Consider the following 12947-nt stretch of genomic DNA (forward strand, 5'->3'; position numbering starts at 1 on the left):
TCGGACCCGAACACCTCCTGCTGCCACAACACGTAATCCGCGTACTGCACCGGCAACGGCACCCACCCCGGCACCCGCCCCTCACACCGCGCCCCATACGCCACCGACACATCCCGCGCCAACGGCCCCATCGACCAGCCATCACCCGCGATGTGATGCACCACCAGCACCAGCACATGCTCATCCGCACCGACCCTGAACAGCCAGGCACGAAGCGGTATGTCGGTGCTCAGCTCGAAGACGTGGCGCACTGCCTCCGCCACCGCGCCGTCCAGTTCATCCGGTCGCACGTCTGCGACGGTCAGTGCGAAGCCGGCCTCCTCCACCGGCAGGATCCGCTGATACGGCTCGCCGTCCGTCTCCGCGAACACCGTGCGCAGTACCTCATGGCGCTCCAGCACATCCCGCAGCGCGCTTTCCAGGGCATCCCGGTCCAGTCGGCCCGACAACCGCAGGGCCATCGGAATGTTGTACGTCGCGCTCGGACCTTCCAGCTGCGTCAAGAACCACAGCCGGCGCTGCGCGTACGACAACGGGATCATCGGGATTCCTCCTGTTTACGCGTGACCGCGGCGGGGGTCATGTTCCCCATTCGAAGGTGTCCCACCTGAGGGGCATGCCTTCGCACCTCCGCATGAGCGGCGGCTTGATATTCAACTGCCGTTTTCGTCAAGAACAGCAGGTGTTCTGAATGCGAGCAGGAAAGTCTGGTCCGTTCACCGGTCGTGCGGCGGCATTCGGATGGTCAGGGCGACGGCGACCCGCCGACGGCATTGTTCCTCGCCGTCGACCGGCACCGGAAGACGGGGCGGTCGGGTCGTCGAACGGGTCGGCCATCCGTCATCCCTTACAAGACGTGTCCACGGGCGGCCGTGGGCGGAGCCAGTTCACTATGGTCCAGGCCGCATGTCTGATCAATGCCGGTGATCGAATTCGCTGACCGTTCAACTGCTCCCCGACCGCACTTGAACAGGCGTGGCCGGCCCCTGTGAGGCATTGCCCGCTTGCCGTCGGGGCGTCACCTCTTGGGATTCCAGGCTTTGCGGGATGTGCGCGCCGGAGATGGGTGGAGCATCCGCTTTGACACGATATCCGAGCTTTGGAGTGCTCACCCCGTCGCCGTTTTCACCCTGGATGCACGCACACTCACGCCTCGTAATGCCCAGAATACGGAACTGTCGACTCCGAATAAACTCGCCTGCCGCCGCACAGATGTGAATGTAGGGTGGACGCCGAACAGCGTCTGGCAATCGTCGTACGATCGCGTGTCGGCCACCCAGTGGCCGTTAACGGCCGTATAGACACCGGTCCCACTCACCCCGTTGCTCCAAGTTCTCGTAAAAGTACGTGGCACGACCCGGCCCATGCACGGCACGACCCACGAACAGCAGTTCCGAGATACTGATTAATCTGGGGGTTGATCTTGACGCAATCCGGAAGTGAAAGGGCCATATCAAGACCGGAGCACGGATCCAGGACTTCGGGCAGCCGGATCACGACCGTACCCACCGCGTCACTGCTGCCGGGTGACTCGCCTCGCACCGAGGGCGTGAACGCCCAGCACATCGCCCGGCTCGCCGAAATCGAAGGGCCCTTACCCGCCGTGCTGGTGCACCGACCGACGATGCGGGTCATCGACGGAATGCACCGCTATCTGGCCGCACTTTCGAACGGCCAGAAGACTATCGAGGTCGAGTTCTTCGACGGAACCACCGAAGAGGCGTACCTCCGGGCCGTGCAGGCGAACTCGGTTCACGGCCTCCCGCTCTCCCCCGCCGAACGCAAAGCGGCAGCCGCCCGGATCATCGCGTCCCTGCCCCACATGTCCGACCGCGCGATCGCCAAGGCGGCGGGGCTGGGTGCCAAGGCCGTGGCCACCATCCGCCGCCGGATGGACGAGACACCCCAACTCAAGGCCCGCGTCGGCCAGGACGGCAAGGTCCGTCCGCTCAACAGCGCCGAGGCGCGGTACCGGGTCGCCGAGCTGCTGGCCGAGCGTCCCGATGCCTCCCTGCGTGAACTGGCGCGGCTCGCCTGCGTCTCACCGGCCACCGTCAGCGACGTCCGACGACGTCTCGCCTCCGGCGAACCGCCCGCCCCGGAGCGCTCGGGGGCCAGGAGCCAGGCGGACAAGGGCCCGGCCGCGGGCCGGACCGCCGTACCTCCCCAGCCGGCCGGGCGTAAGCCGCACCGCCGGATGCGTCTGGTGGCGCAGGATCCGGGGGTCGTGCTCGACAAGCTGTCGCGTGACCCGTCCCTGCGTCACAGGGAGGAAGGGCGGCGGCTGCTGCGGCTGCTCCAGCAGCACGCGATCGCCACGCAGGAATGGCCCGCGCTGAGCACCTCCCTGTCGGGCCACTCCAGGGAGACGGTGGCGAGTCTCGCCCGGGAGTACGCCAAGACATGGCTCGGCTTCGCGCAGGAGCTGGACGAGCGTCTGCGGGCGGGGCTTCTCGCCAGCGGGTGAGGACGTTCGCCCGACCTGGTGCAGGGGCACCCACCGACGGCCGCGGACATGCTCGGCTCGCACCGGTGAGGAGCCTGGACCCGGGTGATCCGGCTGTCTCTGTCACGGTAATCGGCCCGGGACCGGCTGTGGCCGGAACAGGAAACCGCCCCAACCCGGCATGGCGTCCGTCACCGGCCGCCAGGTGCCTTCCTGCCAGCCGTGCATCGTGTACGACAGGGAGACGGTGAGGCTGCGGACGGTGTCGGCCGTGCGCCGCCGGTCGGGGCGTCGGCGCCCCCACCGCAGGAGCAGAGCGGGGCGGTCGCGCAGCAGTGTCGCGAACGCCCCGAGCAGGACGCCCAGTTCGTCCTCGCCGAACTGGATCCGGATGAAGTCGACCCGTGTCAGGTCCTTCCTCCGGCAGAGATCGTCCAGGGTGGCCGCCCGTGGGCCGCCCGGGCGTCCCGGCACGAGACGGTGCACCTGCCCGTCCGGGCCGGCGAGGCTCCTCAGTGCCGCGGTGCACCGCGCGCAGCCGGCCCCGACGTCCACGCAGACGGCGCCGGGTGACACGAGCTGGTCCAGTCCCGGGGCCTCCGGATGGGGCACGGGCCGGTGTGGCCGGCCCTGGGCGACCGGAGAGGCGGGTCCCGGTTCCCGGGAGTGCCGGAGCCCTGGCAGCGCGACGACGGAACCGCGCGGGTCATCCGCAGTGGGGAGCTCGGATGCCTCGGTCGGCGGCCCGTCGGCGCCCTTGCGCCCCGGCCCTCCGTGGTCTGCCACTGCTCATCAGTCCTTCCGGGTCGTGTCACCGCGCCGGCGTCGTGGCCGGGCGGCCCGTTGACGGTTCGAGGCTAGGTTCCTCACCCGCCGGACCGCGTCCCCCGCGGTGACGACCCCGTGTCCTTCGCGGCGCCACGTCCTCCCGTCCGGGACCGCCGGAGGGTGTCCTCCCCTGGGTGTGTCATCCCGGGGGAGGACGCCTCAGGGCGGGGCCCTTCGGGCCGGTACCCACAAGAGGCGGAAGTTGGTTGGCGGAGGGTGGGTGCGTCGCGTGGCTCACCGGGCGGCCAGCCTGTGACGGCCGACCGCCTGGCACAGGGCCTGGAGGTCGTCGCCGCCGAGAGCGCCGGGCCCGCCTCCGTGCCCGGCCAGTTCGATGAGCAGGGTGTCACCCAAGTGTTCCGAGGTGCCCACGAGGTGCGGTCGCGTGCGGTGTCCCGCGGGCTGCTCGGACGGTACCGGAGGGTGGAACTCGACTCCCGCTTGCAGGAGTTCGCGGGCCGCGCGGGCGATGTCGTCCGCCCCGAAGGAGAGTCGCTGCTCCGCGCGGTGCGCGGGGGTCGGCTGCGGTGACGCCCCGTGGCGGAGGTCGGTGTGCGGCTCCGACGCCACGACGGTGAGGGTCATGCCGCCCTGGAGTCCGGCGAGTTCCACCGCGTGCGGCGTCAGGTCCGGTGCGGAGTCCCTTCGCGGCCTGCGCGGGATCAGCCCGAACCCTTCCTCGTACAGGCGGACGCACTCCTGGAGGTTCGTCGCCCCGACACCGGTCGTCACGCCGTCGAGTCGCGCGACGGGGGCCGCGGACACCTCGCGGCGGGGGCTCTGTGGGAGCCGCGCCCAGCGGTGGCCGCCCGGCCGGCCCGGCCGGGTGTGTCCGGCGGGCAGCAGGGTGTGGGTCATGCCGCCGGCCCCCGCGAGGATCGGATTGCCGCGTGCGGAGCCGACCTCACGGGCGCCGGCCCGCAGGGCCCGCTCCGCTGTCGCGGTGACGTCCGTGCAGTGCAGTGCGATGTCGGCGATGCCGTCGCCGTGTGCGTCCAGGAATCCCCAGGTGGCGGGGCCGGAGGTGACGACGAGGGAGGCGGTGCCCTGCTTCAGCAGCAGGGAGCTGCGGCCGGGGGCGACGGAGTCCGCCACGCAGTCGAATCCCAGGGCCGAGACGAGGTACTGGGCGGTCCGCTGCTTGTCCTTGGCGTACAACTCGACGTACGCGATGCCGTGCCCTGCCATAGGTCTTCCTTCCTGCGCGGGGTGGTCCGGTGAGGGCGGTGCCCCCCCCCACTTCGAGAGCCGACGTTCGGTGCGCGGCGTGGCCGCGTACACGTCATGGCCGCGTGCGCGGGGGTCGTGCGTGCGGCGCGCACGGTGCCGGCCTGCGGCTGTCGTGTCCGTGGGGCGTGGACGGTGCCGCGTGGTCAGTACTTGTCGAGGAACTCGATCAGGGCCGCGTTGACCTCGTCGGGGCGTTCCAGGTAGCCGAGATGACCGCAGTCGGCGATCTCCACGAGGTCGCAGCCGGGGATCGCGTCGGCCACCTCGGCGACCAGATGGGGCGGGCAGACGAGGTCGTGGCTGAAGGCGACGGCCCTGCACGGCACCGTGATGCCGCGCAGTGACTCGCGCCGGTCGCCGAGACCGTCGACGGCGGCGGCCTGGCCGGCGGACGAGTGGCCGCCGCCGGTGAGTTCGAAGAGCTCGAGCAGGGGGCTGACGGCGGTGTCGTCGTTGAGGGTCGTCGGGGAGAACATCTCGGTGACCGTCTTCACGGCGTCGTAGCCGGCCGGCAGTTGTACGCCGCTCTCCCGCAGCGCGCGGTCGGCGGCGCTCTGGGCGCGCCGGAAGGCGTCGGAGCGGGCCCGGGAGGCGATCAGGATCGCGGAGCGCACCAGTTCGGGTGCGGCGAGGGCGAGTTCCTGGGCGATCATGGAGCCGAGGGACGTTCCCACGATGTGGCAGGGGCCCAGTCCCAGCTGCTCGATCAGGCCGCGCGTGTCGGCCACCATGTCGGCGAGGCGGTAGTCGCCCGCGGGGGCGTCCGACGGTGCGATGCCCCGGTTGTCGAAGGTGACGGTCTCGTAGCCGGCGCGGTTCAGCGCCGGCGTCTGGTGCATCGTCCATACCCGGCCCGACGCGGACGAGCCCATGATCAGCAGGACCGGCGTGCCGCTGCCGGAGCGCTGGTAGGAGAGCCTCACACCGTTGGTGTTCACGAATGGCATGTCGAGCCCGTTCTCGTAGGGGGCAACAGGCGCTCTCCGTGCGGTCACCACGGAGAGGTCCGGGTGGCCGCCCCGCCGTCGGCCCCCGTCGGTCCCGGCTCGCGGGCCGGGTGTCGTGCTCGGTGGAGCGCGCGGGCTCCGTCACGGCTCACGATGGCATCGCAACTCGGCGGCGATCAAGCGTTGCCGGGTGGGCCGGGACGGGGCCCACGCGGTCGTTCAACCGCTGCGTCCGCGCGGTTGAACGACCGTCCGGGCCGCACCGTCCCTTCCGGCGCGGTGGGGCCGGGCCCGGCGCGAGTGCCGGGGTGTGTGCGGTGTGGGCCGGCGGCACCGGGTGCCGATGAGGGGGTCAGGCGCCGCGCCAGACGGGAGCGCGTTTCTCGGCGAAGGCCCGCGGGCCCTCGACGGCGTCATGGCTGCGGCGTCGTTTCTCCTCCCACGGGTAGGTCGCCGTGAAGGCCTCTTCCAGCGGCAGGTGCAGGGACCGCTGCACCGCTTCCTTGAGGGCCCGTACGGAGAGCGGGGCGCTGCGCCGCAGGGCGTCCGTCCAGGTGTCCACGGCGGCGTCCAGGCCGTGCAGCGGGACGACCTCGTTGACGAGGCCGAAGCGCAGCGCCTCTGCGGCACTCATGCGGCGTCCGGTGAGCAGGTAGCCCATGGCCTGTTTCAGGGGCATCTGCCGGGCCAGGCGGAAGGCGCCGCCCGCGCCGGGGACCAGTCCGAGCGTGGCCTCGGGCAGCGCGAACACGGCGTGGTCGGCGGAGACGACGAGGTCGCAGGCCAGGGCGAGTTCGAAGCCGCCGCCGAGAGCGTAGCCGTTGACGCGGGCGATCACGGGCTTGGTCAGGTCGAACCGGTCGGTCAGCCGGGGTGAGCCTGGCTGGCCGCGACTGCCGAAGCTGGTCGGCGGGGTACCCTCCCGGTCGAGCCGGGCCCGCTCGCGCAGGTCCTGGCCGACGGTGAACGCGCGATCGCCGGCGCCGGTCAGCACCGCGGCCCGGATGTCGTCGTCGGCCTCGATGTCGTCCCAGACGAGCGCGAGTTCGCGGTGCATGCGCTGGTTCATCGCGTTGAGCACCTCGGGCCGGTCGAGGGTGACCCGGGCGATCTGGCCGTCCTTCTCGTACCGTACGCCCGAGTCCCCGCCGCCGATCACGGTGTGCGCCCGGCTGCGGGTGCCGAGGCCGTGGTGAAGCGGCCGACCTTGTCGATCACGTCGGAGCTGTAGAGGCGGAGTGCCTGTTGCAGTGCGAACTCGGCCATGTAGCGGCGGAAGTCGTCCGGTGACTCCTCCGCGAGGTTGAGCATCCGCCGGTTGGCGAGGACCGCGCTGCCGCGTAGGCGTTCCACACTGCGTTCCACCGCGAGGTCGAGGTCGGTCCGGTCGTGGACCTCGTCGACGAGGAAGCGGGCCTCGGGTTCGGTGGCGAAGATCCGTCTTCCTTCGAGGATCACCTGCCGTGACAGGCGTGGCCCCGCGGAGCGGGTCAGCCGGAAGTTGGCGGCGCCGGGGACGATGCCCTCCTGTGCGGCGGGGAGGCTGACGTAGGCGTCGGCGGCCGCGATGACGTGGTCGAAGACGAGCAGCAGCTGGGCCCCGCCGCCGATCGCGAAGGAGTCGACGACGGCGACCCAGGGTTTGTCGGTGCTCCCCGGCCGCCAGCCCGGTTCGTCGGTGCGGATGCCGCGCAGCAGCTTGTGGATGTAGCCGAGTTCGCGGCGGAGCAGGAAGTCGACGAGGGAGATGTCTCCGCTGTGCAGGGCTTTGAGGTTGATGCCCGCGCTGAAGACCCGCCGTCCGCGGTAGCGGGGGTGGGTCATCTCGCCGCCGCGCAGGAGTCCGACCTCGACGGCCGGGTCGAGCAGGGCGAGGTCGACCGCTGTCTCCATGTCGTCGACCTGGGCGTTGTCCTCGGCGTTGAGGGCGTCGTCGCGGCACATGGTCAGCCGGGCCACGGCGCCGGTGCGTTCCAGGTGGACGGATCCCAGGTCGGCGCGGCCGGTGCGGGTGAACTCGGGCAGCAGCGCGGTGGCGCGCGGGGTCGGCCGGAGCATCGCGTCGAGCAGATGGGCGCCGGCCAGGGGTGAGCGCAGTATCCGGCTGAAGAAGATGCCCTGGTCTATCTCGTGGCCCTCTTTGCGGGCCTGTGGCCGGCCGCGTTCGGTGGCGAGCTGGTCGTCGGTGGGGACGAGGCCGGGGAAGGCGGTCGCGGCGGCCCTGGCCAGTTCGTCGATGCGCAGGGGGCGGGTGCGCAGGTCGGTGAGTTCGTCGTAGACCGCGTCGGTGTGGGTGTCCAGGAACGCGGCGCGCAGGTTGCGGACGGTGTCGGCGGCCGTGGCGGCGAGGGTTTGTTGCCGCACGGAGCGTTCGCCGTGCGGGGGGAGGCCGTCCAGCAGGGTCTGGCAGTGGCGTGCCGCCTGTTCCAGGGTCTGTCTGGCCCGGGGCAGGGGTGCGCGGACGTCGTCCGGGCCGGTGTGCGGTGCGGTGGGCTCCGCGGTGGCGGTCATGCTTCGGCTCCTGTCGTGGCGCGGCGCAGGACGCGGTCACAGGCCGCCAGGTGGGCTCCGAGCGCCTCTTCGAAGCTGGTGCCGGCCGCTTCGTGCAGCAGTTGGCGGCGGATGGCCAGCTCGGTGCCCGAGACGGCGCGTGCGCGTTCCGCGGCGAGCCGGAGGGCCTCGGGCACGTCGTCGGTCAGCTCGTCGACCAGGTGCAGGGCCAGGGCGTCGGCGGCGCCGACGGGGGTGCCGTAGAGGACGGCGTGGCGGATGGGGGCCGCGTGGGGGCCGTGTCCGGCGAGCCGGTACAGGGCCATGCCCGGCCAGGTCCCGCCGCCCTCGACGGGCACGACCAGGCGCACCGTGGTGGTGGCGATGCGGTGGTCGGTGGCCAGCAGCACGTCCAGGGCGGGGCCTCCGCAGTCGCTGTCGGCGACGGCGACCGTGGTGGCGGGCAGTCGTTCCAGGCGGCGCAGGACGCGCTCCCACTTGCTGACGAGGGAGACGGTCAGGTCGCCCGGCAGGGGCCCGCTCGGGGCTCCGGAGACGCGTACGACGACGCTGGCGAGGCCGTCGAGGTCCTCGGCGGCCTCGCAGACCGCGGTGACGGCGGCGACGGTGTCGGCGGACAGGGGCTGCCGCCCGTCGATCCGCAGGGGTATCTCCTCGGACGCGGGGTGTGCCGCGGCGGTCGGGTTGCTCTTCATCGCTTCTCTCACCTGTTCCGTGGTCACCACTGCACCAGCGCGGTCTCGATGGTCGAGCCGGGGCCCATCGTCATCAGCACGCCGTAGTCGCCGGCGTGGGCGGCTCCCTCCCGGAGCAGTCGCTCGTAGGAGAACAGGAAGGACCCGCTGGAGAGGTTGCCGTAGTCGCGCAGGACGCCGGTGGTGTGCCGTACGTCGTGGCGGGTGAGCCCGAGGTTGACGCGTACGGCGTCGATCACCTTCTTGCCGCCGGAGTGCACGAGCCAGTGGGCGATGTCGCGCCGGCGCAGGCCGGCGCTCGTGAGCAGCCGGTCGACGATCTGCTCGGCGTTGGCGCCGACGACGTAGGGGACGAGCGGGTCGAGGTAGAAGCTGAACTTGTTCTGGTCGTCGTCCCAGTCGTAGCGCATCGCTTCGATGGCGTCGGTGATCAGGTGGCTGGCGAAGGCGAGGATGCGGGGGCCGTCCTGTGCCGGTGGGGTGCCGGCCGGGCCGTAGGCGGCGTCGGGTGGGTCCGCGGTGAGTGCGACGGCGGCGGCGCCGTCCCCGAAGAGGCTGTTGACGACGGCGGTGCGCATGCTGCCGTCGATGACGTAGGCGGCGGAGCAGGCTTCCGCGCAGAGCATCACGGCGACCTTGCCGGGGTTGGCCGTGACCCAGCCGGCGGTGGCGTTGAGGGCGTTGAGGCCTGCGTTGCAGCCCATGCCGACAACGTCGACCCGGCTGGTGCGGGGCAGGAGGCCCATGTCCTTGATGAGGTGGGCGCTGAGGCCGGGGGTGAGGAATCCGGTGGTGGTGGTGCAGCAGAGGTAGTCGATGTCGGCGAGGTCGAGGCCGGTGTTCTCCAGGCAGGCGCGTACGGCTCGGGCGCCCATGTCGAGGGCGGTCCGCTTGTGCTTCGCGAGGAGTTCGCCCTGGGCCTCGGTGAAAACGGCGCCGTCGGGGTCCCGGGGCGGGAGGGTGAGGTGACGGCGTTCGATGGCGCTGTTGAGGAAGACCGAGCGGACCTTGGGGTCGGTGATGCCGAAGAGGTCGAGGACTTCCCGCTGGGAGTACGAGTGGTCGGTGACGGCGGTGCCGACCCCCATGATCCGTGGGCTGCCGAGGCCTTTGGACGGTGTGGTGACGGGGGTGTCGAGGAGGGCGGTGCTGTGGAGATCTGCGTCGGCGGTCATCGGAAGGTCCACCCCCACATGCGTGGCTTGCTGCGAATGAGACGTCGTGCTGTCGACACGGGACTTCGCTTTCTGTGAGTGACGGGAGGGAACGGCGGTGCTTCAGCGGGCCCGGGCCGCTTCGGCCGTGATGAACCGGGCCAGCCGGGCTGTGCCTTCGGTGATGTCGGCCTGGGTCAGGTAGCTGACCGACAGGCGCAGGCTGTGCTCGCCGCCGCCCTGGGGATAGAAGTAGGACATGGGCGTCCAGATCACGCCGTGGTCCTCCGCCGAGCGCACCAGGGCGGCGTTGTCGGCGGGGAAGGGGACCTCCAGGGTGAGGAAGAATCCGCCGTCCGGCTCGTTCCAGCGAACGCCGAGTGCGCTGCGTTCGGGCTCGGGGAAGCATGCGTCGAGCCGTTTCAGGATGGCCCGCATCGCCTCCCCGTAGTACGCCGAGGTCTCGGTGTTGAGTTCCGAGGTGCGTCCCTCGGCGGCGAGGAGCATGCCCGCCACTGCGGCCTGGCTCAGGGGCGAGGTGTTGACCGTGACCATGCTTTTGATCTTGATGAGTTCGTCGGCCAGCAGTCCCTGCCCGCCGTCCTCGTCCACGACGACCTGGTCGGCGACGGCGAAGCCGACCCGGGCGCCGGGGAAGAGGGTCTTGGAGTACGAGCCGAGGTGGACGACCCGGCGGTCGTGGTCGAGGGACTTCAGGGTGGGCAGTTGCCGGCCGGGGCTGACCAGCCGGTAGGGGCTGTCCTCCAGGATCAGGAAGTCCTCGCGCCGCGCCAGGTCGAGCAGGGCGTGCCGCTCCGGCAACGGCATCGTGGATCCGGACGGGTTGGAGTGGTCGGGGACGACGTAGAAGGCGCGGGGGCGGCGGCCGCGCGCCTTCTCGGCGGCGACCGCTGCCTCCAGGTCTGCGCCGCGGAAGCCGTCCGGGCCCTCCGCCACCGGGGTCGGTTCGACGCCGAGCAGCCGGGCGGCCCCGGTGATGCCGACGTAGCACGGGCTGGAGACCAGCAGGGTGTCCCGCGGTCCCGCCAGCAGGGCGCGCAGGGTGAGGAAGATGGCCTCCTGGCAGCCCACGGTCACCACCACGGCCTCGGGCGGCACGTCGATGTCCTCGTCCTCGCGCAGTGACCGTGTGACGAGTTCGCGGATCTGCCCGCCGGTCGGCCCGTACTGGAAGAGCGCGTCGCGGATCTGCGCCGGGGAGGCGCCGCGTTCCACCAGGTGGTCGAGGTAGCGGCGGATGTGCCGGAAGATCTCCTCGACGTCGAAGAAGCCGTCGTACGGGCGGCCCGGTGCGAACGAGACCGCCCTGGGGTAGCGGTGGGTGATCTCGTTCAGGAAGTTCATCGTGTCGAGGACCGGGTCGCCGACGCTGGCGTGCAGCTCGGCTCTCCGCAGGGTGGCGGGTGCCATGTCTACCAGCGCCATTCCTGCTGGCCGTAGAGGTGGCCGGCCTTGATGCCGCGGTCGGCGCACCAGGTCATGAACTCCTCGATCTGCTTGATCTGGTACGTGTCGGGGGTGTACGTCGTGGCCATGACGTGGCCGAGCCAGGGCTCCTCGCCCATGGCGTACACGTACGCCTCCTTGGCGCCCAGTTCGGTCATGATCGCGGCGGCCTGCTCGGCGTTGGAGCCGGACAGTTTGCGGGAGTTGCTCATCTTCTTGGTGATCGGGATGGTGAGCAGGGCCTGGTAGAGCCAGGTGAGGGGGGCGCCGTCGCACTCCATGCCGAGGAAGGCGTAGTCGGCGGTGCCCAGTTCCTGCTTGATGTAGCGGTAGAGGGAGGGCTCGATGCCGGAGGAGTCGGCGCCGGCGAAGACGTTCCTGTCGGCGAGCCGCACCCAGTAGGTGGACTTGGCGCGGATGTCGAGGTCGCAGTGCTCCCCGAGGAAGGGTGTGGCGGTGACCTTGCCGCCGGGGAACTCGATCTCGTCGAAGTCGTCGACCTCGATCACCGGGAAGCCTTGGCTCTTCAGCATCAGCGCCATGTTCGGGTCGGCCAGGTTGCCGCGGGAGGACCGGGGCACGACGATCGCGCCGACGCGGCCGCGCAGTTGCAGCAGGGTCTCCAGCACGATGTGGTCCTGGTGCCCGTGGGTGATGAGCACGAGGTCGATGAAGTCGGGCAGGTCGTCGAGGGTGTAGCGGTCGCCGGCCGTGCTGTCGGCGCTGATGAAGGGGTCCGTGACGATGGCCGCCTGCGGGGTCTGCATCACCAGACAGGCGTGGCCGAAGTAGCGGATGCGGCCGCCGGACTCGATGTGGCGGTCCTCGGCGAGGGAGGGCTCTTCGCTGAGCATGTGCGACAGCTGTCCGGCCCGGGTGTCGTCGAGGCCGAGGGCCTCGCGCAGGTGACCGAGGGTGGTGGGCCGCACGCGGGTGCGGAACAGCTCCGCGAGGCCCTCGTGGCGGAAGGGGATGTCGATCTCCAGGACGTCCGGGGAGGGCAGGCGCGGGGTGCTGAGGACGAAGGGGCGCTCGATGCCGGTCTCGAAGGACAACTGCACCGACTGCCGCGACTCCTGGTAGATGTCGCTCTTGTAGACGACCGGCTCCATGAAGCGCAGCTGCGCCTGGTTGTCGGTGTCGTAGGCGAGCTCGATCAGGCCGCCGAGCTCCGGCGGCAGCTTCGGGTACAGCGGGGTGAGGTCGAAGCCGGTGGCGTTGGCACGCAGCAGTTCCTGGCCGGCGACGATCGCGTCGGCGAAGCGCAGGATGTGCGCGCGGTCCCGCTTGATCGCGGCGAGCAGATCGCGTACCTCGTCGGCGCGCTCCTCGGGGATGTTGATGAAGTAGCCGCCGCGGAGGTCGGGGTTGTTGCTGGCCGCCACGTGAACCTGGGGGGACTGCAGGTAGGACTCGAGCAGCGGTACCTGGAGGAATGCGAGGTTCATCGCCGACTGCACCGGTGCCGTGGTGTAGGGCCACGCGAAGAATCTGTCGATCAGCGGTTCGACGATCACTTTCGAGCGCAGGAACAGCTGCTGATCAGCCATGGGTTTCCCATCTCTTGGAGCTTTTGAACAGGCGGGGGTGCGGCCTCAAGCTAGGCGTGACGGGGCTGGCCGATCAATGTCCAACAGATTTCACGGCGTTGCGTTCAACTGCCTCCTCG

The 12947-nt window shown here is 70.7% G+C and carries 11 protein-coding genes; 1 reads left to right on the plus strand and 10 read right to left on the minus strand.

Features of this window, described 5'->3' with window-relative positions; genetic code table 11:
* A partial coding sequence (locus tag AB0937_RS25680; RefSeq protein WP_366714539.1) for a condensation domain-containing protein occupies positions 1-542 on the minus strand: 542 nt, incomplete at its 3' end.
* Between the two features lie 1007 nt (positions 543-1549).
* Here AB0937_RS25680 and AB0937_RS25685 point away from each other — a divergent pair.
* The gene (locus tag AB0937_RS25685) at positions 1550-2467 is read left to right on the plus strand and encodes a transcriptional regulator (RefSeq protein WP_366714540.1); all 918 of its coding nucleotides are present in this window, start codon (positions 1550-1552) and stop codon (positions 2465-2467) included.
* A gap of 102 nt (positions 2468-2569) precedes the next feature.
* Here the strand turns inward: AB0937_RS25685 and AB0937_RS25690 are convergent, their stop codons facing one another.
* The 9 genes from AB0937_RS25690 to AB0937_RS25730 form a co-directional block, all read right to left on the minus strand.
* Entirely contained in the window at positions 2570-3232 is a 663-nt protein-coding gene (locus AB0937_RS25690) for a hypothetical protein (protein ID WP_366714541.1), read from the minus strand.
* Between the two features lie 276 nt (positions 3233-3508).
* Positions 3509-4462: a hypothetical protein gene (locus tag AB0937_RS25695; RefSeq protein WP_366714542.1), complete on the minus strand. Its 954-nt coding sequence runs from the start codon at positions 4460-4462 to the stop codon at positions 3509-3511.
* 185 nt (positions 4463-4647) lie between these two features.
* Positions 4648-5451: an alpha/beta fold hydrolase gene (locus tag AB0937_RS25700; protein ID WP_366714543.1), complete on the minus strand. Its 804-nt coding sequence runs from the start codon at positions 5449-5451 to the stop codon at positions 4648-4650.
* A gap of 352 nt (positions 5452-5803) precedes the next feature.
* A complete protein-coding gene (gene dpgD / locus AB0937_RS25705; RefSeq protein WP_366714544.1) occupies positions 5804-6610 on the minus strand; it encodes an enoyl-CoA-hydratase DpgD in 807 nt (268 codons plus the stop codon).
* Positions 6607-7962: a (3,5-dihydroxyphenyl)acetyl-CoA 1,2-dioxygenase DpgC gene (dpgC, locus tag AB0937_RS25710; RefSeq protein WP_366714545.1), complete on the minus strand. Its 1356-nt coding sequence runs from the start codon at positions 7960-7962 to the stop codon at positions 6607-6609. The genes dpgD and dpgC overlap by 4 nt, the downstream gene beginning before the upstream one ends.
* A complete protein-coding gene (dpgB, locus tag AB0937_RS25715; RefSeq protein ID WP_366714546.1) occupies positions 7959-8657 on the minus strand; it encodes an enoyl-CoA-hydratase DpgB in 699 nt (232 codons plus the stop codon). Before dpgB ends, dpgC begins: the two co-directional genes overlap by 4 nt.
* Positions 8658-8680: 23 nt before the next feature.
* Positions 8681-9745 (minus strand): 3,5-dihydroxyphenylacetyl-CoA synthase DpgA, encoded by a 1065-nt coding sequence (gene dpgA, locus AB0937_RS25720; RefSeq protein WP_366714706.1) that lies wholly within the window; start codon positions 9743-9745, stop codon positions 8681-8683.
* Positions 9746-9934: 189 nt separating this feature from the next.
* A complete protein-coding gene (locus AB0937_RS25725) occupies positions 9935-11242 on the minus strand; it encodes a PLP-dependent aminotransferase family protein (protein WP_366714547.1) in 1308 nt (435 codons plus the stop codon).
* Between the two features lie 2 nt (positions 11243-11244).
* Complete coding sequence (locus tag AB0937_RS25730; RefSeq protein WP_366714548.1) at positions 11245-12828, minus strand: MBL fold metallo-hydrolase; 1584 nt, start codon at positions 12826-12828, stop codon at positions 11245-11247.
* Positions 12829-12947 lie beyond the last annotated feature (119 nt).

It is taken from the genome of Streptomyces sp. NPDC047880, assembly GCF_040706515.1.
Taxonomy (GTDB): domain Bacteria; phylum Actinomycetota; class Actinomycetes; order Streptomycetales; family Streptomycetaceae; genus Streptomyces.